The 23,661-nt window shown below is 67.9% G+C and carries 17 protein-coding genes; 6 read left to right on the top strand and 11 right to left on the bottom strand.

Annotation, left to right across the window (positions count from 1 at the left end; translation table 11 throughout):
- Positions 1-70 precede the first annotated feature (70 nt).
- Positions 71-574 (bottom strand): acetolactate synthase small subunit, encoded by a 504-nt coding sequence (ilvN, locus tag ON40_RS24225; RefSeq protein WP_040826388.1) that lies wholly within the window; start codon positions 572-574, stop codon positions 71-73.
- Positions 575-644: 70 nt separating this feature from the next.
- Positions 645-2,588 carry an acetolactate synthase large subunit gene (locus ON40_RS24230; RefSeq protein WP_040826390.1) on the bottom strand — a complete coding sequence of 648 codons (1,944 nt, stop codon included), beginning with the start codon at positions 2,586-2,588 and terminating at the stop codon, positions 645-647.
- Positions 2,589-2,946: 358 nt separating this feature from the next.
- On the opposite strand from ON40_RS24230, the gene ON40_RS49285 reads away from it, so the two are divergent.
- Together ON40_RS49285 and ilvD are read left to right on the top strand one after the other, a co-directional pair.
- A complete protein-coding gene (locus tag ON40_RS49285) occupies positions 2,947-3,468 on the top strand; it encodes a PH domain-containing protein (RefSeq protein ID WP_083895907.1) in 522 nt (173 codons plus the stop codon).
- Positions 3,469-3,704: 236 nt separating this feature from the next.
- Positions 3,705-5,546, top strand: a complete 1,842-nt coding sequence (gene ilvD, locus ON40_RS24240) for a dihydroxy-acid dehydratase (protein WP_040826392.1) — start codon at positions 3,705-3,707, stop codon at positions 5,544-5,546.
- Positions 5,547-5,708: 162 nt separating this feature from the next.
- On the opposite strand, the gene ON40_RS24245 is transcribed toward ilvD, so the two are convergent.
- The 5 genes from ON40_RS24245 to ON40_RS24265 all read right to left on the bottom strand — a co-directional run bounded on the left by ON40_RS24245 (position 5,709) and on the right by ON40_RS24265 (position 11,551).
- Positions 5,709-7,148, bottom strand: coding sequence for an NCS1 family nucleobase:cation symporter-1 (locus tag ON40_RS24245; protein WP_040826393.1), 1,440 nt, complete (start codon positions 7,146-7,148; stop codon positions 5,709-5,711).
- 9 nt (positions 7,149-7,157) lie between these two features.
- A complete protein-coding gene (locus ON40_RS24250; protein ID WP_040826395.1) occupies positions 7,158-8,189 on the bottom strand; it encodes a TIGR03842 family LLM class F420-dependent oxidoreductase in 1,032 nt (343 codons plus the stop codon).
- Positions 8,190-8,199: 10 nt separating this feature from the next.
- A complete protein-coding gene (gene hydA, locus ON40_RS24255) occupies positions 8,200-9,621 on the bottom strand; it encodes a dihydropyrimidinase (RefSeq protein WP_040826396.1) in 1,422 nt (473 codons plus the stop codon).
- Between the two features lie 68 nt (positions 9,622-9,689).
- A complete protein-coding gene (locus tag ON40_RS24260; protein WP_040826398.1) occupies positions 9,690-10,538 on the bottom strand; it encodes a nitrilase-related carbon-nitrogen hydrolase in 849 nt (282 codons plus the stop codon).
- Between the two features lie 203 nt (positions 10,539-10,741).
- Positions 10,742-11,551: a DoxX family protein gene (locus ON40_RS24265; protein ID WP_051193523.1), complete on the bottom strand. Its 810-nt coding sequence runs from the start codon at positions 11,549-11,551 to the stop codon at positions 10,742-10,744.
- Positions 11,552-11,777: 226 nt separating this feature from the next.
- On the opposite strand from ON40_RS24265, the gene ON40_RS24270 reads away from it, so the two are divergent.
- Entirely contained in the window at positions 11,778-12,911 is a 1,134-nt protein-coding gene (locus tag ON40_RS24270; protein WP_040826402.1) for a PQQ-dependent sugar dehydrogenase, read from the top strand.
- 60 nt (positions 12,912-12,971) lie between these two features.
- Here the strand turns inward: ON40_RS24270 and gatB are convergent, their stop codons facing one another.
- The 4 genes from gatB to ON40_RS24290 all read right to left on the bottom strand — a co-directional run bounded on the left by gatB (position 12,972) and on the right by ON40_RS24290 (position 18,427).
- Positions 12,972-14,486: an Asp-tRNA(Asn)/Glu-tRNA(Gln) amidotransferase subunit GatB gene (gene gatB, locus ON40_RS24275; RefSeq protein ID WP_040826403.1), complete on the bottom strand. Its 1,515-nt coding sequence runs from the start codon at positions 14,484-14,486 to the stop codon at positions 12,972-12,974.
- A 345-nt stretch (positions 14,487-14,831) separates the two neighbouring features.
- On the bottom strand, positions 14,832-17,324 hold the full coding sequence (locus ON40_RS24280; RefSeq protein ID WP_040826404.1) for an ABC transporter permease: 2,493 nt from the start codon (positions 17,322-17,324) through the stop codon (positions 14,832-14,834).
- On the bottom strand, positions 17,321-18,046 hold the full coding sequence (locus tag ON40_RS24285; RefSeq protein ID WP_040826406.1) for an ABC transporter ATP-binding protein: 726 nt from the start codon (positions 18,044-18,046) through the stop codon (positions 17,321-17,323). The genes ON40_RS24280 and ON40_RS24285 overlap by 4 nt, the downstream gene beginning before the upstream one ends.
- 60 nt (positions 18,047-18,106) lie before the next feature.
- Positions 18,107-18,427, bottom strand: a complete 321-nt coding sequence (locus tag ON40_RS24290; protein ID WP_051193479.1) for a hypothetical protein — start codon at positions 18,425-18,427, stop codon at positions 18,107-18,109.
- Positions 18,428-18,610: 183 nt separating this feature from the next.
- On the opposite strand from ON40_RS24290, the gene ON40_RS24295 reads away from it, so the two are divergent.
- The 3 genes from ON40_RS24295 to ON40_RS48300 all read left to right on the top strand — a co-directional run bounded on the left by ON40_RS24295 (position 18,611) and on the right by ON40_RS48300 (position 23,577).
- On the top strand, positions 18,611-19,975 hold the full coding sequence (locus ON40_RS24295) for a sensor histidine kinase (RefSeq protein WP_040826408.1): 1,365 nt from the start codon (positions 18,611-18,613) through the stop codon (positions 19,973-19,975).
- Positions 19,975-20,667: a response regulator transcription factor gene (locus ON40_RS24300; protein WP_051193524.1), complete on the top strand. Its 693-nt coding sequence runs from the start codon at positions 19,975-19,977 to the stop codon at positions 20,665-20,667. The genes ON40_RS24295 and ON40_RS24300 overlap by 1 nt, the downstream gene beginning before the upstream one ends.
- Before the next feature lie 72 nt (positions 20,668-20,739).
- Positions 20,740-23,577 carry a serine/threonine-protein kinase gene (locus ON40_RS48300; RefSeq protein ID WP_051193480.1) on the top strand — a complete coding sequence of 946 codons (2,838 nt, stop codon included), beginning with the start codon at positions 20,740-20,742 and terminating at the stop codon, positions 23,575-23,577.
- Positions 23,578-23,661: the final 84 nt, after the last annotated feature.

Raw genomic sequence — 23,661 nt, forward strand, 5'->3', positions numbered from 1 at the left:
GTCCTCGCGACGCCGCGTCGGTGCAGCGCCCGTCCCCTACCACCGCGTACGGCGTGGAGCCCGATCGACGTCACCGGGTCGCGGTGATCGACTTGGGCCCGCGGCCCACGGCCACGACACCGGACTGCACGATCTCCCGGATGCCGTACGGTTCCAGCATCCGCAGCAGTGCGTCGAGTTTGGACCGGGTGCCGGTCGCCTCGACGGTGAGCGCGTCGGGCGAGACGTCGATCACCTTGGCGCGGAACAGGTTCACCGATTCGATGACCTGGGTGCGCACACTCGCATCGGCGCGCACCTTGACCAGGATCAGCTCACGGGCGACCGAGTTGTCCGAATCCTGCTCCACGATCTTGATGACGTTCACCAGCTTGTTGAGCTGTTTGGTGACCTGCTCGAGCGGCAGGTCCTCGACCGTCACCACGATCGTCATCCGCGAGACGTCCGGCAGTTCGGTGCCGCCGACCGCGAGGGACTCGATGTTGAATCCGCGCCGGGAGAACAGGCTCGCCACCCGAGCCAGCACACCGGGCTTGTCCTCCACCAGCACGCTCAAGGTGTGGGTGGTACTCATGCTGCATCCATTCCGGCCCGAGCGGGGCCCTCCGTGGTTACGCTTCGCTGCCGCCTGCGGGCCTGACCACTCATGCCGGGTGGTTCCCCTTCTGCCCGGCCTGCTCGTGCGCCATCGCCTCGTGGATCACCGAGGGCTCCGCGGCCGCTTCGTCGTCGTCGAACAGCGGGCGGATACCGCGGGCTGCCATGATCTCGTCGTTGGAGGTGCCGGCGGCGACCATCGGCCACACCTGCGCGTCCTTGCCGACGATGAAGTCGATCACCACGGGGCGGTCGTTGATGGACTGCGCCTCGCGGATCGCGGCCTCCACATCCTCTTCCTTCTCCACCCGGATGCCGTGGCAGCCCAGCGCTTCGGCGAGCTTGACGAAATCGGGGATGCGCAGGGTGTGGGTGCCCAGATCGGTGTTGGAGTACCGCTTCTCGTAGAACAGGGTCTGCCACTGGCGGACCATGCCGAGGTTGCCGTTGTTGATCAGCGCGACCTTGATCGGCACGCCCTCCACGGCGCAGGTGGCCAACTCCTGGTTGGTCATCTGGAAGCAGCCGTCACCGTCGACCGCCCACACCTCTTTGTCCGGAGCGCCCATCTTCGCGCCCATGGCCGCCGGAACGGCATAACCCATGGTGCCCAGACCACCGGAATTGAGCCAGGTGCGCGGCTTCTCGTACTTGATGAACTGCGCGGCCCACATCTGGTGCTGGCCGACGCCGGCACAGTAGATCGCGTCGGGCCCGGCGAGCTGGCCGAGCTTCTCGATGACGAATTCCGGGGACAGCGAACCGTCCGAGGGCGGGGTCCAGCCCAGCGGGTAGCTCTCGCGGACACCGTCCAGGTAGCTCCACCACTCCGAAAGTTCCAGCAGCGCAGCGTTCTCGGCGGTCGAATGCGCGGGGTCGGCCTCGAGCGTCTCGATCAGCTCGGCGATCACCTCGCGGCAGTCGCCAACGATCGGCACGTCGGCGTGCCGGTTCTTGCCGATCTCGGCGGGGTCGATGTCGGCGTGGATGACCTTGGCGTTCGGGGCGAACGAATCGAGCTGACCGGTGACGCGGTCGTCGAAACGCGCGCCCAGGGTGATCAGCAGATCCGACTTCTGCAGCGCCGCAACGGCTCCCACGGTGCCGTGCATACCGGGCATACCCATGTTCTGCCGGTGGCTGTCCGGGAACGCGCCGCGCGCCATCAACGTCGTGACGACCGGGATGCCGGTCAGCTCGGCCAGTTCCAGCAGCTTCGCCGACGCCTCGGCCTTGATCACGCCGCCGCCGACGTACAGCACCGGGGACTTCGAGTCCAGGATCAGGCGGGCGGCCTCGCGCACCTGCTTACCGTGCGGCTTGGTCACCGGGCGGTAGCCGGGCAGCCGCATCTCCGGCGGCCAGCTGAACAGCGTCTGCGCCTGCAGCACGTCCTTGGGGATGTCGACCAGCACCGCGCCCGGACGACCCGTCGAGGCCAGGTGGAAGGCCTCGGCGATCATGCGCGGGATGTCGAGCGGATCGTTGACCAGGAAGTTGTGCTTGGTGACCGGCATGGTGATACCGGAGATGTCCGCCTCCTGGAAGGCGTCGGTGCCGATCAGGCTCCGGCCGACCTGACCGGTGATGGCGACCAGCGGCACCGAGTCCATCTGCGCGTCGGCGATCGGGGTCACCAAGTTCGTCGCACCCGGTCCGGATGTGGCCATGCACACACCGACCTTGCCGGTGGCCTGGGCGTATCCGGTCGCGGCGTGACCCGCGCCCTGCTCGTGCCGAACCAGCACGTGACGAACCTTGGTGGAATCGAACAACGGATCGTAGACCGGGAGTACCGCACCGCCCGGAATGCCGAAGACCGTGTCGACGCCGAGCTCCTCGAGAGAGCGGACGACCGACTGCGCGCCGGTGACCCGCTCGGGCGGGACCTGGCGGCGGTTCGGTGCGGCAGTAGTCGCGGATGTCGGCTGATTGGCCGAGGGCGCGGGCCTGCGGGCCGAGGGCCCGGGGCGTGCGGTAGGTGCGCTCACCGTCTTGATCCTTTGCTGCTTGTCTTCTCTAGCGGAACTTGGCCTGAACACAAAAAAGCCCCCGACAGCCGATGGCTGATCGAGGGTGGCGCGTCGCAGCTACGAGCTGAGGTAATCAGTCTCAGCGCTGGACGCGCCGGCCGATTACGAGGAGCTCGATTCGATTCACGCGCACGACGGTATGTGGGCGTACAGCGTTGAGTCAAATTCCCTGACATGGGTGTCCCATCATGTGAGACAGGGCGGTATCTGTGTCCGATCGCCGTGATGCGAGGATGTGGGTGTGTCCTCGTCGCATCAGTCCGTGCCACCTGTTCGATCGTCCCACACCGCCGACCAGGCATCCGATACGGGTCGGGTGATCAGAAACCCGCGCCTCGGTCATCTGGCCGTGTTCGTGCTGTTGCTCTGTGTGGCGTTCGCCTTCTTCGGCTGGCCCCAGGTGCTGTGGATTCTGTTCGTCATTCCGATCGCCGTCGCGATCTGGATCGAGCGGACCCGGACGAAGGTGTCCGCGTCGGGGCTGGATCTGCGGACGTTCTTCGGCTCGCGGCATATCGACTGGTCACAGCTGCAAGGGGTGAGCATTCCCAAGCGCGGCTACGTGCGGGCGCATCTGTCCGACGGCTCCGAGGTGCCGCTGCCCGCGGTCGGATACGACCGGCTGCGCATCCTGGTCGAGGCCAGCGGGGGACGCATTCCGGACCCGTTCGCCGCGGCCGAGGAGGCCGCGGCGAAGGCCCGCGCCGAGGCTGCGGCAGCACAGGAGGAAGCGGCCGAGGACACCGGCGAGGAGACCAAGATCACCAAGGCCGCCGAGGTCGGCGCGGAGGCCGGTGCGCAGAACGACGACGCGGGAACTGCCACGCCCGCCGAGTGATCTCGCGCGACGGTCGGGCAGCTACCCGGACACCTCCGCCGACGTCGCGGGAATATCGGTCGCCACTCGTGTGCTGACACAGAAATCGGTCGATCGCGACACACCACGCCGCGCCCCCGCGAAGCCGCCCACCGGCGCATCACCTCCTCCTCACTCGGGAGTACCGTAAAAGGGCCGTCCAGGCAGTCACCAGTCGCCGAACAGCCCCCGCGACGAGATTCGAGGACCCGACACCTATGCCACCGCTTCGTTCACGAACCACCACGGCCGGACGCAACGCCGCAGGCGCACGCGCGCTGTGGCGGGCCACCGGCCTGACCGACTCCGACTTCGGTAAGCCGATCGTCGCCATCGCGAACTCGTACACCCAGTTCGTCCCCGGCCACGTGCATCTGAAGGACGTCGGCGAGATCGTGGCGGACGCGGTCCGCGCCGCGGGCGGCGTACCGCGCGAATTCCACACCATCGCCGTGGACGACGGCATCGCGATGGGCCACGGCGGCATGCTCTACTCGCTGCCCAGCCGCGAGATCATCGCCGACTCGGTGGAGTACATGGTCAACGCGCACACCGCCGACGCGCTGGTGTGCATCTCCAACTGCGACAAGATCACCCCCGGCATGCTCAACGCCGCCATGCGGCTCAACATCCCGGTCGTGTTCGTTTCCGGCGGCCCGATGGAGGCCGGTAAGGCCGTCGTCGTGGGCGGTGTCGCCCAGGCCCCGACCGACCTGATCACCGCCATCTCCGCGAGCGCCTCGAGCGCCGTGGACGACGAGGGCCTGTCCGAGGTCGAGCGCAGTGCCTGTCCGACCTGCGGTTCCTGTTCGGGCATGTTCACCGCCAACTCGATGAACTGCCTGACCGAGGCGCTGGGTCTGGCGCTGCCGGGCAACGGCTCCACACTGGCCACCCACGCCGCACGTCGCGCGCTGTTCGAGCGGGCCGGGACCACCGTCGTCGAGGCCGCCAACCGCTGGTACCGCGACGACGACGCCTCGGTGCTGCCGCGAAACATCGCCAACGCCAAGGCCTTCCGCAACGCGATGGCGCTGGACGTGGCCATGGGCGGTTCCACCAACACGGTGCTGCACACCCTCGCCGCCGCGCAGGAGGGCGAGATCGACTTCGATCTGGGCACCATCGACGAGATCTCGCGTCGCGTGCCGTGCCTGGCGAAGGTCTCCCCCAACTCCGACTACCACATGGAAGACGTGCACCGGGCCGGCGGCATCCCCGCCATCCTCGGTGAGCTGCGTCGCGCGGGCCTGCTGGAGACCGACGTCTCCACCGTGCACACCCGCAGCTTCGACGAATGGCTGGACACCTGGGACATCCGCTCGGGCAAAGCCTCCGACGAGGCGCTCGAACTGTTCCACGCCGCGCCCGGCGGTGTGCGCACGACCGTGCCGTTCTCCACCGAGAACCGCTGGTCGTCGCTGGACACCGACGCCGAGGGCGGGTGCATCCGCGATCTCGCGCACGCCTACACCGTCGAGGGCGGGCTGTGCGTGCTCAAGGGCAATATCGCCCCCGACGGCGCGATTCTCAAGACCGCGGGCATCGACGAGGACCTGTTCACCTTCGAAGGTCCGGCCGTGGTACTCGAATCGCAGGAGGACGCGGTCTCGGCCATCCTCGGCAAGAAGATCACCCCCGGCGACGTCGTCGTCATCCGGTACGAGGGCCCCGCGGGCGGCCCCGGCATGCAGGAGATGCTGCACCCCACCTCGTTCCTGAAGGGCCTCGGCCTGGGCAAGGTCTGCGCGCTGATCACCGACGGCCGCTTCTCCGGCGGCACCTCGGGCCTGTCCATCGGGCACATCTCCCCCGAGGCGGCCAGCGGCGGCACCATCGGCCTGATCGAGGACGGCGACCGCATCCGCGTCGACGTGCACACCCGCGCGTTGGAACTGCTGGTCTCCGACGAGGTGCTGGCCGAGCGTCGCGCGAAAATGGATGCGCGCGAACGGCCTTGGCAGCCGGTTGCCCGTGATCGTCCGATCACCACCGCCCTGCGCGCTTATGCCGCGTTGGCGACGTCGGCCGACAAGGGCGCTGTGCGTCGCGTGCCGTAGCTCGTCCGCCTCCCCGCGATTCAGCGCACAAGTAAGAGCCGCGAGATTTGCTCTGCGGGGTGACGGTTGATTGCCCGCTCGAGGTCTGGACGTACCCGAGGGGTTACCCATGTCCTCACGAAATCAGCCGACACCCCGCCACTTCTCGCGCCGTTGGAGCTATCACACTGTCGCGGAACGCCTTCCGGCGCTCAGGGCGTACATCAGCCCGCCGCCGAGGACAACGCCGACCGGCCAGGACAGGGCGGTTACGTACTGGGAATGCGGGATCAGGGCGACCAGGACTCCGACTGTTCCGGAGATCGCCAGGGCGGTCAGGGCGCGGGGGTTGAAGCCACGGGTGTAGTGGTAAGTGCCTTGGGGCGCTTCGGAATACAAGTCGGTCACCACTGTGCGCTGGCGGCGGATGAGGTAGTAGTCGACGATCAAGATGCCGAACACCGGTCCCATCAGGGCGCCGACGCCGCCGAGGAAATAGACGATGAAATTCTGGTTCTCCCACAGCTTCCAGGGCAGCACCAGGATCGACAGCACGGCGGTGATGATGCCGCCGGTGCGGAACGAGATGTATTTCGGTGCGGTGTTGGAGATGTCGTAGGACGGGGAGACGAAGTTCAGCACCACATTGATGCCGACCGTGGCGATCGCGAACAGCGCCGCGGCGATGACGACGATCGTATCGCTGTGAAGGTGCGCGACCAGCTCCACCGGATCGGACAGCACCTTGCCGTACACCTTCAGCGTGGCCAGTGAGATGACGATCGAGATCACCACGAAAGCGGTCTCGTTGAACGGAATTCCCCACGCGTTGCCGCGCACGATGGCCTTCCTGCTCGGCGAGAAGCGCGCGAAATCGGCGTAGTTCACCAGCGGCCCGGCCATGAACGCCACCATCAGGAAGACCACCCCGACGAACGCGGCCACCGTCTTGCCGCCGGAGAGCGCCGCACCCGCGCGCGAGCCGAAATCGATACTCCAACCGGCCTTTCCGAGAATCCAGATCGCCAGCGCGAGCATCCCGATCCACACCACCGGCCCCGCGAAATCCGACACCCGGCGCACCACCTCCATGCCGTAGGTGATAATCAGCAGCTGCGCGGCCCACAGCACCAGGAACGCGATCCAGCCCAGCTCCGACAGGCCGATGAAGCTGTGCTGCGTCAGCGCTTTCAGTCCTGGCGCGACCCGCAGCAGCAACACGATCACCGCTGTCGAAGCCAGATACGTCTGAATGCCGTACCAGAACACCGCCACCAGCGCCCGCAGCAGCGCCGGGATATTCGCGCCGAATATCCCGAACGCACCCCGGGCGAACACCGGGAACGGCACCCCGACCCGCTGCCCGGCCACCCCGATCAGATTGCTGCCGCCCCACAGCACCAGAACACCGACGAACAACGCCAGCATGGTCTGCCAGCCGCTCAGCCCGAGCGCGAGCATGCCCACGGCGAACCCGTAACTGCCGATGCTGTGCGCCGAGGTCATCCAGAGACAGAACAGATCCCAGGTGCGCCAGGCGTCGGTCTCGGAGGTGGTGGGCGTCAGATCCGCATTGACCAGCGCCGAACGTTCGACTACCGGTTTTAATTCTGTCTCCGTCATGGAAATTCCTCACTCGATCTCGGTAACCTGCAACGCGGTCACGGCGGGATTCATCTGCGGTATCACGGCATCGCCGTACACGCGCATGGTCTCTTCCTTGTTGTCGTGTTGCAGGTATCCGGCGAACTGATCGACACCGAGGGCGGCGAGGCGGCGCAGTTTGGCCAGGTGGTCCTCGGGGGTGCCCAGGATGCAGAAGCGGTCGACGACTTCGTCGGTGACGAAGTCCGCGTGAGCATTTCCCGCGCGGCCGTGCTGGTTGTAGTCGTAGCCCTGGCGTTCGGCGATGTAGTCGGTCAGGGCCGCGGGGATCTGTCCGCTCGTGCCGTAGCGGGCGACGATGTCCGCGACGTGATTGCCGACCATGCCGCCGAACCAGCGGCACTGCTCGCGCATGTGCGCGTAGTCGGTCCCGATGTACATCGGCGCTGCCACACAGACTTTCACCGCGTCCGGATCGCGCCCGGCCGCGGCGGCGGCCTCCCGGACGGTGCGGATCGTCCACTCGGCGATGTCCGGGTCGGCCAGTTGCAGGATGAATCCGTCCGCGACCTCACCCGCGAGCGCCAGGGCCTTGGGCCCGTACGCCGCGACCCACACCTCCAGCCGCGAACCCGCGCTCCACGGGAATTGCAGTGTGCGCCCGCCGTATTCGACGGACCGGGAATTGGCCAGCTCGCGGATAACCCGGATCGAGTCACGCAGAGTCTGCAATGTGACGGGATGTCCGCCGCCGACCCGCACGGCCGAATCGCCGCGCCCGATGCCACAGACGGTGCGATTGCCGTACGCCTCGTTGAGGGTGGCGAAGGTGGACGCGGTCACCGCCCAGTCCCGGGTGGCGGGATTGGTCACCATCGGGCCGACCGTAATTCGCTTGGTCTCGTTCAGGATTCGGCTGTGCAGCACGTACGGCTCTTGCCACAGGATGTGTGAATCGAATGTCCACACGTGGCTGAAGCCGTACGCTTCGGCCAGTTTCGCCAGATGCACCGTGCGCGCCGAGGGGGGATCGCACTGTAGGACCGCGCCGAATTGCATTGCCGTCTCCCTAGATCAGGTACTGACAGGGATCGCGGCGCACGAAGCGCCCGTCGCCCTTGCGGCCGAGGTACTCCCCCGCGTCGACGACGACCTTGCCGCGGGAGAGCACCGTGTCGACGTGGCCGTCGATCTCGAAGCCCTCCCAGGCCGAGTGGTCCATGTTCATGTGGTGGGTCTTGCCCAGGCCGATGGAGGTGTGGCCGTTCGGGTCGTAGATCACCACGTCGGCGTCCGCGCCGGGCGCGAGCACACCCTTGCGGCCGTAGAGTCCGAACATGCGCGCCGGTGTGGTGGAGGTGATCTCGACCCACCGCTCGAGGCTGATCCGGCCCTCGACCACGCCCTGATACATCAGGTCCATCCGGTGCTCGACCGAGCCGATGCCGTTGGGAATCTTGGAGAAATCCCCGACGCCCATATCCTTCTGCCCCTTCATGCAGAAGGGACAGTGGTCCGTGGCGACCATCTGAATGTCGTTGGTGCGCAACGCCTGCCACATGTGGTCCTGATGGTGTTCCGCGCGCGAGCGCAGCGGGGTGGAGCACACCCACTTGGCGCCCTCGAAACCCGGTGCGCCCAGTTGCTCCTCCAGTGACAGATACAGATACTGCGGGCAGGTCTCGCCGAAGACGTTGCGGCCGCGATCGCGCGCCGAAGCCACCTGTGCGACAGCCTGTTTCGCCGACACGTGCACGACATACAGTGGGGCGCCGGTCAGATCGGCCAACATGATCGCCCGATGGGTGGCCTCCTCCTCGAGCTGCCAGGCCCGCGCGATGCCGTGGTAGTACGGATCGGTCTTGCCCTGTTCGAGCAGTTGGCCCACGAGAACGTCGATGGCGGGCCCGTTCTCGGCGTGCATCATCGTCATCAGGCCGGTCGACGCGCCGGTCTGCATCGCGCGCAGGATCTGCGCGTCGTCGCTGTAGAACACGCCCGGATAGGCCATGAACAGCTTGTAACTGGTGATGCCTTCGTCCGGAAGCCCGCGCAGCGCCTGCAACGACGCGTCGTTCACGTCGCCGACGATCTGATGGAACCCGTAGTCGATCGCGCACTGTCCCGCGGCCATCTCGTGCCAGGTGGCCAGGCTGTCCTGTAGGCGCTCGCCGAACTTCTGTACCGCGAAGTCGATGATCGTGGTGGTGCCGCCCCAGGCCGCGGCGCGGGTGCCGGTCTCGAAATCGTCCGAGGCGGTGGTGCCGCCGAACGGCATCGACATGTGCGTGTGCGCGTCGATGCCGCCGGGGACGACGTATTTGCCGGTCGCGTCGATGACCGTGTCCGCGGTCCGGGCCAGGTCCGTGCCCAGCACGGTGCTGCCCGGTTCGAGCAACGCGGCGATCCGTTCGCCGTCGACGAGGATGTCCGCGGCGGTGCGGCCGGTTGCCGAGACGACGGTGCCGCCGGTGATGAAAGTGGTTGGCATACCGGATAACTCCTTAGGAAGAGGACCGGAAAAGGTGAGGCTGGTGGAATCGGCGGGCGGGCCGGGGCTCAGGGAGCGACGATCGCCTCGTACGAATCCGGGCGACGGTCCCGGTAGAACTGCCAGTCCCCGCGCACCTCACGCAGCACGTCCAGGTCCAGTTCGCGGATCACGAGTTCCTCGGTGCCGGTGGAAGCGACCGCGCCGACGTAGTTGCCGCGCGGATCCACGAAATACGAACTGCCGTAGAAGGTCACCGCCGCATCGCCGAATTCGTCACTCTCCGTGCCGATCCGGTTGTTGGCGGCGATGTAGTACTGGTTGGCGGCCGCGGCGGCGGGCTGCTCGAGCTCCCAAAGCCGGTTGGACAGACCGGGTTTGGTGGCCGAGGGGTTGAACACCAACTCCGCACCGGCCAGGCCCAGCGCCCGCCAGCCCTCGGGAAAGTGACGGTCGTAGCAGATGTAGACACCGATGCGGCCGACCGCGGTATCGAAGACCGGGTAGCCGAGGTTGCCGGGCCGGAAATAGAACTTCTCCCAGAAGCCCGGCAGGTGCGGGATGTGGTGCTTTCGGTACTTGCCCAGATAGCTGCCGTCCGCGTCGATCACCGCGGCGGTGTTGTACAGCACGCCGGGTTGCTCCTGCTCGTAGACCGGCAGGACGACGACCATGTTGTGCTCGCGGGCCAGTTCGGCGAATCGCGTCGTGGTCGGACCGGGCACCGATTCGGCGTACTCGTAGTACTTCTTGTCCTGAACATTTCCGAAGTACGGCCCGTAGAACAATTCCTGGAAGCAGATCACCCGCACACCCTCGGCCGCGGCCTGCTCGACGAACTTCTCGTGCTTGGCCAGCATCGATTCCCTGTCCCCGGTCCAGGTGGCCTGGGTGATGGCCGCCTTGATCGTCGCCATGGAGGTTCTCCTTCCAGAATTCAATTATTGTCGAATATAAACATTTCCTGAATATTTCGATGAATGCAGGAATTGTAAACCTGCCGCCGCGACGACCAGGCGGAAATGCGCAGAGTACGCGGAAGGCCGAGCCCGACGGATGCGGGCTCGGCCTTCCGGACGGCGAATCGCGGGACAGCGGATCGCCGGAACAGCGGTTCAGGTCAGTGACGAATGCCGTGGAACGGGTTACCGCCGTGCAGGTAGAACCAGGCGCCTGCGGCGGCGACCAGGGCGAGGACGAGGACAACGAAGGAGCCGTAGCTGGGGCGGGTCGCCCAGCCGCGGCTGCGGTCGAAGGACAGACGGCCGGGACCGGTGAGGATCAACGCAGCGGCCAGGCCCGCGAGGATCGACTCCAATTCGACTGTCTTGTACTGGAATCCGGAGGACATGCCCTGTTTCCAGAGCCACGCGTCGCTGATCGAGGCCAGGACCGCGCCCGCGGCCAAGGGAGTGGCCAGCCCCAGGATGATCAGGATGCCGCCGCCCACCTCGGCGACGGTGAGCATCGACGCGGACAATTCGACATGCTTCCAACCGCCGGAGGACAGCATCTCGCGGGTGCCGCTCAGACCCGGTCCGTGGAACCATCCGGCCAGCTTCTGCAGGCCGTGATAGAGGAAGGTCAGGCCGATGACCAGGCGCAGTACCAGCAGGCCCAGATCCTGTGTGCCACGGCGCGCGTCGATGCGAGTCAGACGTTGCCGCGGGGTGCTGTCACCACCCCCACCACTCGGCGCGGGCGGAATGGTGGCGAAGGAATACGTCGCGGCGGTGGATTCACCCGCCGGCACATCGCGGTCCTCGCCGGGTAGTTCACTCTTGGCCGATTCGTACCGGCCGATTCCCACGGATTCGTACTGGCCGGTGGTATACGGTTCGGTGGACGAGCCCCCCCTTGCGGGAACATCGGGATCGAGGCCGAGTTCGTCCTCGGTGCGCGGGACATCCGAGCCGGGAGCGGATTTCATTGTCGGGAACTCCCCGGTGGGCGCATCGTACGGACTGCGCGCCGGCTCACCGGGATGCCCCGGAGTGTTCGACTCGGATAATGCATGCGGCTTGTCGGTCACCCGAGCAGACTATGTCGGCGCCGGGATCCGCGCTTCGTCTCCGCGCGGCGTGTCCGCGCCACGCGGGCCGGTCGGATCACCCCCCTGCGAGCGTGCGCCACGGTATTTCCGTAACGTCTGACCCATGAGTGTGGTTGTCGCGGGCCGTATCGCTGTCAGCTTGGCCGTCGCCGCAGGTCTGCTGGCCGGGTGTGCCAGCTTCGACGATTCCGCCTCCAAACCGTTCACCCCCGCACCCAGCATCAGCCCCGAGGGATCGGGACCGACCACCACACCTCAGACCAAACCGTCCACGCCCAAACGCGCCGCCGGCCCCTGCGTCGACTCCGATCCGAGCGTCGTGGTGTCCTGCCTGGACACCACCGGCGGGCTCACCGTCCTGCCCGACGGGCAGCAGGCGCTGGTGGCCGAGCGCGTCACCGGACGGATCCTGAAGGTGGTCAACGTCGACCCCAGCGAGATACCGCCGACCCCGACCGAGGCGGCCAGAGTCGATGTCGATGCCGCAGGTGACGGCGGTCTCACCGCCGTCGCACTGTCGCCGACCTACGACGAGGACGGGCTGATGTACGCGTACATCACCACCGCGAGCGACAACCGCATCGTGCGCATCGGCGCGGGCGGCGTACCGAAGCCGATCCTGACCGGAATCCCCAAGGGCGCCACCGGGAATCGCGGCGCCATCGACTTCGTCTCGGCCTCGAAGATGGTGGTGGAGACCGGTAACGCGGGCGATCCGGGCGCGGCCGGGAATCCGAATTCGTTGGCGGGCAAGGTATTCACGATCGACAACCCCGGACCGGGCAACGCGAATCCGAAGATCCTCGCCTCGGGCATCGGCACGGCCGGTGGCATATGCCCGGATCACAAGGACACCATCTGGTTCACCGACCGCACCGCCACCGAGGACCGACTGCAGCGCGTGGACGCCAACGGCACCGTGAGCACCGGCTGGACCTGGCCGGACCGGCCGGGAGTCGGCGGCTGCGCGGCCGCCGCCGACGGCGTCGCTGTGTCACTCGCCGCGGGCAAGGCACTGGCCTTCGCCAACGCCGACCAGAACACGCACGCCATCACCACCCCGCCGACCATGGTCGCGCAGAACAAGTACGGCCAGTTGAACGGCGCATCGCTGGCGCCGGACGGCTACGTCTGGGTGGACACCGTGAACAAGCCGTCCGCCGCCGGACCGCTGGACGACCGCGTCGTGCGGATTCCGCCGCCGAAGGGCGGCTCGGGCAACGGCTCGCCGGACTGACCGAAGGCCGGTGGCGCATCGGCTCGAATGCGCCACCGCTGCTTCATCCGCCGACGGACGCTATCCGGCGACGCCGCAGGCCGCCAGCACCAGCTCACGCACGCGGGCGGCATCGGCCTGACCGCGGGTGGCCTTCATGACATCACCGACGACCTTGCCTGCGGCCTGCACCTTGCCCGAACGGATCTTCTCGGCGATATCGGGATTGGCAGCCAGGGCCTTGTCGACCTCGGCCTGCAGGGCCGAATCGTCGGACACCATGCCCAGGCCCTTGGCCTCGACGATCGCGCCCGGCTCACCCTCTCCGGCGAGTACGAAGTCGACGACCTGCTTGGCGACCTTGCTGTTGATGGTCTTGGCCTCGACCAGGGCGACGACCTCGGCGACCTGCTGCGGGGTGATGGGCAGCTCCTCGAGCGCCACCTCGCGCTCCTTGGCCTGCTCGGTGAGGTAGTTGACCCACCAGGCGCGGGCGGCGTCGACCGAGGAGCCCGCATCGACGGTCGCGATGATCAGATCCAGCGCATCGGCGTTGACCAGATCGCGGAACACCTCGTCGGACAGACCCCACTCGGCCTGGATGCGGGCGCGACGCAGCCACGGGTACTCCGGGATGGTGCCGCGCAGCTGCTCGACCCAGGCCGCGTCGGGAGCGATGGGCTCGAGGTCCGGCTCGGGGAAGTAGCGGTAGTCCTCGGCGGACTCCTTGATGCGGCCGGGCGAGGTGGTGCCGTCGGTCTCGTGGAAGTGTCTGGTCTCCATGAGGATCGAACCGCCCTCGGCGAGGATCGCGGCCTGACGGCGCATCTCGAACCGCACCGCGACCTCGACGCTCTTGAGCGAGTTCACGTTCTTGGTCTCGGTGCGGGTGCCGAACTCCTTGGCGCCCTTGGCCATCAGCGAGACGTTCGCATCGCAGCGCAGCGAGCCCTGCTCCATCTTCACGTCCGAGACGGCGAGCGATTTGAGGACCTCGCGCAGCGCGGTGACGTAGGCGCGAGCCACCTCGGGCGCGCGCTCACCCGCGCCGGTGACCGGCTTGGTGACGATCTCGATCAGCGGAACGCCCGCGCGGTTGTAGTCCAGCAGGGAGTGGCTCGCGCCGTGGATACGGCCGGTGGCGCCGCCCACGTGCAGGGACTTGCCCGTGTCCTCTTCCATGTGGGCGCGCTCGATCTCGACCCGGAAGGTGGAGCCGTCGTCCAGCGCGACGTCCAGGTGCCCGTTCACGGCGATCGGCTCGTCGTACTGGCTGATCTGGTAGTTCTTGGGCTGATCCGGATAGAAGTAGTTCTTGCGCGCGAACCGGCCCCACGGGGTGATCGAGCAGTTCAGCGCGAGGCCGATCCGGATGGCCGACTCGACGGCCTTCTCGTTGACCACGGGCAGCGCACCGGGCAGACCCAGGCAGACCGGGCAGACCTGGGTGTTCGGCTCGGCGCCGAAGGCCGTCGGGCAGCCGCAGAACATCTTCGTCGCGGTGCCCAGCTCGACATGCACTTCCATGCCCAGCACCGGCTCGAACCGGTCGACGACATCGGCATAGTCCATCAAGTCCACCGTTGGTGCAGTCATGCCGACAAGTCTATGTAAAGCCCCGACACCGTCGAGTCGCCGCACCCCGTCCAGGTCGCCGCACCCATTCCCAGCCATTGCAACGGGTGCGACCAACGCGAAAGAGTGCGGCAAAGCCCTGCCCCGGCGTGAGCCGAGCGACCCGACGTACCAACGCACTCAGCGGCGAAGTGTCTCCGTACGCCGGAACAGTCAGCCCGGTAACGCCAACCCCGAAGTTTTCGGCGCGGCTCGTCGTTGCGCGCTCGAAGCGCATGGCCGAAGGCCGAGTCTCGAGCGCGCAACGACGAGCCTTACAGCGCCGAAAACCCGCCGGAGCGAAGCGGAGGCCAAAAATACAGCCGATCAATCGGCGGCGATGGCTTCCACGATCGGCATGCGGGCCGCGCGCAGCGCCGGCGGGATCGAACCCAGCAGCGCGAGAACCAGTGCGGCCGAGGCGTAGACGAGCAGCATCGGGCTCGGGGTGTAGGTCACGGGGATGGTCATGGCCCGGCCGAACGCGATGTCGGCAAGGTACTGGACCGCGGCGCCGATCGCCAGCCCGAGCACCGCGCCGGTCAGCCCGATTCCGGCGGCCTCGGTGAGCACCGCGCGCAGCATGAATCGGCGGCTGGTGCCCATCGCTCGCAGGACGCCCAGTTCACGGCGTCTTTCCAGCACCGAGAGCATCAGCGTGTTCAACAGGGCGATCGTGGAGACCAGCACCACGATCCACAGGATCGATCCGGACAGCGACGTCCCCTGTTTCACGCTGCTGGACACCGCCGCCACCGAACCCGCACCGGTGTCCACCGACAGACCTCGCGGCACGGCCCGGCGCAGCAGGTCGAGTTCGGCCACAGGGTTCACGCCCGGGGCGTAGTTGATTCCGAGGATGGTCTCCCCGGGCCGCTCGTACCACTGCCGCATCATGTCCAGATCCAGAAGCACCGTCCCGGTGATCGCCGAGAAGTACGGGATCACTTGCAGCACATGGACTTCGTGGACACCCGTCGGCGTCGGCAGATCCAGCTCGGAGCCCTCGTGCACGCCCAGTTGCCGTGCCACATCGCCCGAGACGACCACACCCTCTCCACGCGCCATCCGGTCCTGCACACCCGGATGCAACTCGGCGATCGGACCCGCCGGGATGCCGCGCTCATAAGCCTGCAACATCACCTGCCCCCGCCCGAGCGTCGCGAAAGCCATCTGCGCGGAGCCCACATCGACCACCCCCGGCAGCGCCCGGATCCGGGCCTTCAGATCCGCGGGCAGCAGCGGCCCGGTCGGGAACTCCGCCATCGAACTCGTGCTGATGTAGGCGTCCCGGCGGGCGAGGTCGGCGAAGGTCGCTGTCGCCGAGTCGACCAGATTGTGTGACGCGCCGCCCATCGCGACCACCGCGGTCACACCGATCATGACGGTCATCGCGGTGGCCCAGACCCGGCGCGGAGCGCGCTCGATCGTGGTGGCGCCCAACGCTCCCGGCGCACCGAACACCCGCGCGACCGCCGCCGCGGATCGCACGATCGGTCCGGTCGCCGCGAAGCACAGCACCACCGCCGCGCTGATGGACAGCGAGATCGCCGCCAGGGACAAGCGGCCCAGGTCGGAGCGGGCGATCAGAATCGCCGCGGCGACCATCACACCGCCGAGAAGTACCGCGCCCCAACGCAACAGCGGATTCACCGCGTCGGATTTCGACACCCCCACCGGGGCCAGCGCCTCGATCGGCTGCACCTTGTAGATCTGCCGTGCCGCGATCGCTGCCGCGGCGGTACTGGCCAGCACACAGGCCGCGATCGCGATCGGGATGGCATATCCGGGCACCATGTATTCGATCCGGCCCTGCACCGAGGCCATCATCGCCGAGGGCACCTGATCGATCGCGGTGCGCCCCATGAACATTCCCACCACCGCGCCGATACCGCCGCCGATCAGGCCGAGCAGTGCGGCTTCGGCGATCAGATCACGCACCATCGGCCCGCGCCGCCCGCCGATGGCACGCAGCAGCGACAGCACCGGACGTCGTTGCGCCACAGCCATACTCATGGCGTTGTAGATCAGGAAGCCCGAGACGATCAGCGCCGCGGCCGAGGCCATCGTGGTCGAATAGCGCACCAGTTGGATGGCTCCGCCCGCCTGCGCGGTGCGCAGACTCGGATCGGCCACCACCGCACGTCCGTTCACCACCGCGGTGAGCGCCGAACGCAGTTGTCCCACATCGGTTCCCGGCGTCGGCACGATCTGGATCGAATCGAGCTGACCGGACCGGCCGAGGATCTTCTCGGCCACCGGCAGCGCCGCCACCACGATCTGACCGCCGTTGAGCTGCCCGGACGTGTTGTCGTCCAGCACGCCCGCCACCGTCACCGTGGCCGATCCGAGGGTGAACCGCTCCCCCTCGTGTCGCCCGAGACCCGCGCCGACCAGCACTCCGTCCGGCACCGAGAGCAGTTTCACCGCCTGCGAACTCATCGGCCCGGCCAGCGCACTGTCCAGCGCGGACACGCTCGCGTCGGCCCCGAGCAGCAACGTGCGATCCTCGCCCGTGCCGACCCTGGACCGCACCATCGGCACAGCCGCCGAGACCCCGGGCACCGCCCGGATCCGCGGCAGCAGATCCTGGTCGAATCCGCCGTCGGTGACACCGGAGATCTCCAGTGCCGCTTTACCTCCCAGTGCCCGGGTGAGTTTGTCGACCGAGCCGGTGACCGAGCCGGAGATGCTCAGCACCGAGACCAGCAGCCCGGCCGAGACGGCCATCACGACCAGCGACATGATGGTGCGGCCGCGATGCGCGAGCACCTCGCCGATATTGAACAGCCGCAGGCGATCCCACGCGGCGGCGATCATGCGCGAACCGCCGGGTGGCCGTCCACGGAACGTCGCTCGGGGGCAGCCTCGCCGCAGGTGATCGATCCGATTCGCCCGTCCCGCAGGGTGATCACTCGATCACAGTAGTGCGCGGCGCCCATGTCGTGCGTGACCATCACCACCGAATTGCCCTGCTCGGTGATCGTGCCGAACAGTTCCAGGATGGCCGCGCCGGTCTTGGAATCCAAGTTGCCGGTGGGCTCGTCGGCCAGGATCAGCGGTGGATCCATGATCAGCGCCCGCGCCACCGCCACCCGCTGCATCTGCCCGCCGGACAACTCGGCCGGGCGGTGCTCGCTGCGCTCGCTGAGCCCGACCAGGTCCAGCAGTTCCAGCGCCCGTGGTTTGGCCTTGCGTAATCCGGTGCCGTCCAACAGCTTCGGAATGGCCACGTTCTCCCAGGCGGTCAACGTCGGCAGCAGATTGAAGAACTGGAAGACGAATCCGACACGGTGCCGCCGGAATTCGGACTGCCGGTCGTCGCCGAGGTCGCCGATCTCCTCCCCCTGGAAGGTGATCGACCCGGAATCGGGCGAGTCCAGCGCGCCCAGCAGATGTAGCAGCGTGGACTTCCCGGACCCGGACGGGCCGATGACGGAGGTGAACTCCCCCGCGGCGATGGTCAGGCTGACGCCATCGAGGGCGCGGACCCGCTGCTGCCCGACTCGGTATTCCTTGACGACGTCGGTCAATTCCAACATCGGTGCTCCCCTCCTCGTTCCTGCCCGTCGACCGGGCACTGTCTCCGGTTGTGGTCGGCCTCAGCGCACGAGCACGGCGGGCGCGCGCCACCGGCGCACGTCCTGGGCGTCGAGTACGGCGCGCAGCACGGGTTGTTCGGCGGCCAGTTCGAGATACGCGTCGGCGGCCGATTGTCCTTGCAGCAACGCCAGATCGAGCTTCACGTGCAGATGGTTGTCCCAGCGGTATTGCAGCGCGGCCAGCACTCCGGCAGGCCCGCCGAACAGCCGATCGACGTCCGGAAGTCCGTGCAGCAGGCCCGGATTCGCCGGGTCGGCCGTCGCGCGCGTCAACACCACATCGAGAATTTCGGTACGGGCGTGCAGATCTTTCCATGTCATCGCACTCACCCCTTCCCTCCTGCGCCCGGCATCGGTCCGCCGAACGCTGTGGCATCGACCCTACGGACGCGACGTCGGCGAATCGTCGTGCCGAGGGCGTGAGTTCGACTCCTACTCCGGTAGGAGCGCACACCCGCTCCAGGGACGATGATCGGTGTCACACCGACTGGCTAGCCTTGGTACATGGAGGTGCTGCGGATCATCGTGCTGACCGCCGCCGCGGTTCTGCTGGCCGTGGTGGCCTGGAAGGCGATCGTGGGATGGCGGCACGCGCGGCAGCGGATCGTGGACTTCTGGCACGACCCGCGCGGCACATTCGAGCAGCACATCGCCGAACTGCCGTTCGACTATCCGCCCGCGGTGATCGTCAGCGCCGACCTGGCCCTGTCGATCGCCGCGATGACCGGCGTGATCCAGCGGCACGGCTACCTGGGGACCACCCTGCCCATTCTGGCGCTGCTGCTGGTCACCTTCGCATTCCCGATCCTGACCGTCTTCGGCGTCCCGCCGCGCCCGGTGCCGCTGTGCATCGTCGGGCTGATCGCGCAGGGCATGTTCCTGCTGCAGCCGGTTCCGCTGGACGCGTCACCCTTCGTGCTGGTGGTCGTCGCCGGGGAGGTCGCGGCGATCGCGAGTAAACGGATCAGCCTGCCGTTCGCGGCCCTGGCCATCCTGCAACTGCTGCTGTTCCACATCGTGGGCCCCGGGATCGACTCGCTGCCCGCCTACCTCGTCGGCATCGTGCTGGGCACGCTGGTCGGGCTGATGATGCAATACCAGCGCCTGTATCTGTATCAGGAACGCGAGAATCAGGAGATCCGCGCCGCCCGCGCCGCCGACGAGGAACGCCGCCGGATCGCCCGCGAGGTGCACGATGTGATCGCGCATTCGCTGAGCGTGACGCTGCTGCACCTCACCGCGGCCCGCCATTCGCTACAGACCGACCGCGACGTCGAGGAGGCGATCGACGCGCTCAGCGATGCCGAGCGGCTGGGCCGTCAGGCCATGGCCGACATCCGGCACACCGTGGGCCTGCTCGATCAGCGCCCCTCCAGCCTGACCCCCGAACCCGGTATGGACGATATCGCCGCTCTGGTCGAGGATTTCGTGCGCGCGGGACTGGACGTGGACTACTCGATGTCCGGGGATATCACGACCGTCTCGGCGACGACGGGTCTGGCGTTGTTCCGGATCAGCCAGGAATCGCTGGCCAATATCGCCAAGCACGCCCCGGACGCCGCGGCGACGCTGCGCATCGAGGTCAGCGACACCCGGGTCAGCGCGGTCGTCACCAACACCCTCGCCGGTCCGGCCCCGACCCGGCGCGGCCGCGGGATGGGCATCTCCGGAATGCGCCAGCGCGCCACCCTGATCGGCGGCAGCCTGACCGCCGGTCCCGCCGACGGGCGGTGGGAGGTGCACGCCGGATTCCCGATCGCCGACCCCGCCACCGGCCTGACGTGCCCGGTCTCCGGGCCGGAGGATCATCTGCGGAGCGTGCGCGACGCGTTCACCGCTCTGACCCGCAAACTCCAGGAGGGTATGTGATTCCGGGTACTTCGCAGTCCGAGGAGAACTCGCTCGGCGTACTCGTCGTCGACGATCAGGAGCTGGTGCGCGGCGGCCTGCGCCGGATCCTGCGCCGCCGCGACGGTTTCCTGGTGAGCGAATGCGCCGACGGCGACGAGGTCCCGGCCGCGCTCGCCGCGCAGCCCGCCGACGTGGTGTTGATGGATCTGCGAATGAAGCGCGTCGGCGGCATCGACGCCACCCGAATTCTGCGCTCGCGCACCGACGCACCGCCGGTTCTGGTGCTGACCACCTTCGACGACGACCAACTGCTCTCGGGCGCACTGCGCGCGGGCGCGGCCGGATTCATCCTCAAGGACTCCCCCGCCGAGGATCTGATCCGCGCGGTGCGCACGGTCGCGGGCGGCGGATCCTGGCTCGATCCGTCGGTAACCGGACGAGTGCTGTCGGCATACCGCACGGTTGCGCCGACTGCGGTCAAGACCCGTTCCGGCCTGGACGAGCTGACCGCGCGGGAGTATGAAGTATTGCAGCGAATCGGTCGCGGGCGGGTGAACACCGAGATCGCCGCCGAGTTGGGCATCTCGGAGGTCACGGTAAAGAGCCACGTCGGACACATTTTCGGAAAGCTCGGGTTACGGGATCGAGCCGCGGCGATCGTGTTCGCGTTTGACCACGGAGTAGTCGCACCTGGAGAATCGTCGGCGTAAGAGGGGCAGGCAACCCCGGTGAGACAGCCGGGCACGGGTCTCGCACCCTGCCCAGGGACGGAGGTTTCACCGGTGAACGCATCGCGGCCGCGGACCGGCGGCCGATTCGGTCCGTACGAGCTGCGCTCCATGCTGGGCCGCGGCAGCATGGGCGAGGTCTACGAGGCGTACGACACCCATAACGATCGCGTCGTCGCCCTGAAGTTGCTACCCGAGGAGCTGGCCCAGGATCCGAGTTATCGCGAGCGGTTCCGCCGGGAATCGCATGCCGCGACGCGCATCGCCGACCCGCACATCGTCCCGATCAATCGCGCGGGCGAGATCGAGGGCATGCTCTATCTGGACATGCGCCTGATCCGTGGCGACAACCTGCGCGCGCTGCTGCGTCGTCAGGGAGCGATGGAGCCCGCGCGCGCGGTGCACATCGTCGAGCAGATCGCCACCGCGCTCGATGCGGCGCACGGCGCGGGTCTGGTGCACCGTGACGTCAAACCGGCCAATATCCTCGTCACGCCGACCGATTTCGCCTTCCTCACCGATTTCGGCATCGCCCGCAGCGAGGGTGACAGCTCGACCACGATGGTCGGCATCACGGCGGGTTCGTACACCTACATGGCGCCCGAGCGGTTCGACTCGGGTCCGGTCACCGGCCGCTCGGACATCTATTCGCTGGCCTGCGTTCTGTACGAATGCCTCACCGGTGCAACGCCGTTCCCGGTGCAGAACGTGAGCACGCTGATCCGCGCACACCTGTCCGAGACGCCGCCGCGGCCGAGCCTGCAGCGTTCGGACGTGCCCGCGGCGCTGGATGCGGTGCTCGCGCATGCCATGTCGAAGTCGCCCGAGGACCGATTCTCCTCGGCCGGGGAGTTCGCCGGGGCCGCTCGTGCCGCGGTGGGTCTGTCGGGCGGGAGCGAGACCGTTGTCGCCGCGCCACCGCCGCCGCCCACCCCGACCTCGGTCGATCCGCCGCGGCCGCAGGACACCGGTGCGGTGCAGGCGGGTCCGCTGCCGCCGCTGCCGCAGCGCGCGGCTCCCGGACCGGGTGCACCCAGGCCGGTGCTGGAACCCACGACTTTCCAGCCGTTCGGGCCCGACGGGCCGACGATCGCGGCGCAGTTCCAGCCGCGCGGCGACGAGTTGCCCGAGTCCGGACCCGAACCGCGCGAGGAGATTCCCCCGGCCGTGGGTTCGGCGACCACCGTCATGCGGACCGGCGCGGGCACCGGCATACCGTCCAATGCGGACGAGACCACCAATGCGCTGGCTCGCGGCCCGGTCCCGACCTCCGCGGATCAGGACATCCCCGACGAACCGGCCCCTGCCCCACGGGGTTACGAGACGACCGGATCGTTGCGGATCATCGCGCCTGCCGATCCGGAGGAGCGCGATACCAGCAGCGATCTCCCGGTGATCACGCCCACGGATCCCTCCCGGGTGTCCCGGGAGGAATTCGAGTTCGCCCCGAAATCCCCGCAGCCACCGGGGCTGCCGCAGCGGGCGGCCGAATCGACCCCACCGGCGCCGAAGCTGCCGCAACGCACCTCGCAGGCGGCCCAGTCGGAACCGACTCTCCCGCAACGAGGACCGGAGTCGACTCGATCGACGCCGCAACTCCCGCAACGCGAGCCGCAGCCGATCCCGCCGACCTCGCAACTTCCGCAACGGTCGCCACAGCCGGTCCCCCCGCCGGAGCCGGCCCCTCAAACGTCGGTGCTCCCGCAACGCGCGCCACAGCCGATCCCGCCGCCGCAGCCGATCCCGCCGACCTCGGTACTCCCGCAACGCGCGGCGCAGTCGGCCCCACCGACCCAGCATCTCCCGCAGCGAGCGCCCGAGTCGACCGACCAGGCATCGAATCTGCCGCCGCAGGCATCGGAGCCGACCTCGCCGGCGCCGAAACTGCCACCGCGAGCGCCGGAATCGTCCGATCCGGCGCCACATACCGAACTGCTGCCGCACGGCACCACCGCCGGCGCGGCGACCGCGGGCGTGATCGGCGCGGGCTACGCCGAATACGAGGACGAGTCGCAGTACGGACCGCACGACGGTTACGACGACCAGGCCGGTTACCGCACCGACGACGGCTACGAGGACGAGTACGGCGACTACGACTCCGAGGCCACCCACACCGGCCAGGGTTACGCCGACTACTCCGAGGACGAGTACGCCGAAAACGGGTACGGCCGGGACGAATACGACCACGGCACCTATGCCGAGGGCGAGTACGCGGAAGGCGAGTACGCCGAGAACGACTACGTCTCGGGCGAATACGACCAGGACGAGTACGGCCGGGGCGAATACGACGACCGCACACCGCATTCCGTTCTCGGTTACGGCCCGGACGACGACGGCGACTACTCCGACGACTACGAATACGCCGACACCGCAGCCGGATACGGCGAGCGCAGCACCACGCCGAAGAAGCGTTCGGTCGCGGTGCCGCTGGTACTCGGCTTCCTCGGCGCGGCAGTGGCCATCGGAGTCGGTGTGGTCGGCTGGCAGGTCCTGGGCAAATCTCCCACGAGCAGTTCCTCGGCCGCGCAGCAGACCGCCGCGGTGGCGGCCACCACCGCGCCGATGGCCGCTCCGCAGACCGAGGCAGCGGACACCACGACCACTGCGGCCACCTCGACACCGCCCGAGGGGTCCACAGCGTGTTCGTCGAGTTCGTCGGGGCAGGACACCAAGTACACCCGGGCGGCATCGGGAAATTCGCAGACGACCTGTGGCTTCGCCGAAGCGGTCCGCAAGGCGTACGCCAAGGAGGCCGACGCGGAGTCCGACTCGCCGACGTCGGTGGTCGCGGTCAGCCCGACCACGGGCCGCTCGTACACCATGACCTGCAAGGCGACCGGTCGTCTGATCACCTGCTCCGGCGGCGACAACGCCGTGGTGTACGTGTACTGAACGAGGGCCGTTCCGGCAAATGGACCGCGATCGGGTCGCGCGGCCTGCCGAAACGTCACGCGTTCCGTCACATATGCGCCATCG

The sequence above is a fragment of the Nocardia jiangxiensis NBRC 101359 genome, assembly GCF_000308615.1.
GTDB lineage: Bacteria > Actinomycetota > Actinomycetes > Mycobacteriales > Mycobacteriaceae > Nocardia > Nocardia jiangxiensis.

Excerpts from the sequence above, each read along its gene's own strand:
- ON40_RS24270 (WP_040826402.1), top strand. The coding sequence starts at position 11,778 with ATGAGTGTGGTTGTCGCGGGCCGTATCGCTGTCAGCTTGGCCGTCGCC.
- ilvN (WP_040826388.1), bottom strand. The coding sequence starts at position 574 with ATGAGTACCACCCACACCTTGAGCGTGCTGGTGGAGGACAAGCCCGGT.
- ON40_RS24245 (WP_040826393.1), bottom strand. The coding sequence starts at position 7,148 with ATGACGGAGACAGAATTAAAACCGGTAGTCGAACGTTCGGCGCTGGTC.
- ON40_RS24260 (WP_040826398.1), bottom strand. The coding sequence starts at position 10,538 with ATGGCGACGATCAAGGCGGCCATCACCCAGGCCACCTGGACCGGGGAC.
- ON40_RS24285 (WP_040826406.1), bottom strand. The coding sequence starts at position 18,046 with ATGTTGGAATTGACCGACGTCGTCAAGGAATACCGAGTCGGGCAGCAG.
- ON40_RS24280 (WP_040826404.1), bottom strand. The coding sequence starts at position 17,324 with ATGATCGCCGCCGCGTGGGATCGCCTGCGGCTGTTCAATATCGGCGAG.
- ilvD (WP_040826392.1), top strand. The coding sequence starts at position 3,705 with ATGCCACCGCTTCGTTCACGAACCACCACGGCCGGACGCAACGCCGCA.
- ON40_RS24295 (WP_040826408.1), top strand. The coding sequence starts at position 18,611 with ATGGAGGTGCTGCGGATCATCGTGCTGACCGCCGCCGCGGTTCTGCTG.
- ON40_RS24265 (WP_051193523.1), bottom strand. The coding sequence starts at position 11,551 with ATGAAATCCGCTCCCGGCTCGGATGTCCCGCGCACCGAGGACGAACTC.
- ON40_RS24290 (WP_051193479.1), bottom strand. The coding sequence starts at position 18,427 with ATGACATGGAAAGATCTGCACGCCCGTACCGAAATTCTCGATGTGGTG.
- ON40_RS24250 (WP_040826395.1), bottom strand. The coding sequence starts at position 8,189 with ATGCAATTCGGCGCGGTCCTACAGTGCGATCCCCCCTCGGCGCGCACG.
- gatB (WP_040826403.1), bottom strand. The coding sequence starts at position 14,486 with ATGACTGCACCAACGGTGGACTTGATGGACTATGCCGATGTCGTCGAC.
- hydA (WP_040826396.1), bottom strand. The coding sequence starts at position 9,621 with ATGCCAACCACTTTCATCACCGGCGGCACCGTCGTCTCGGCAACCGGC.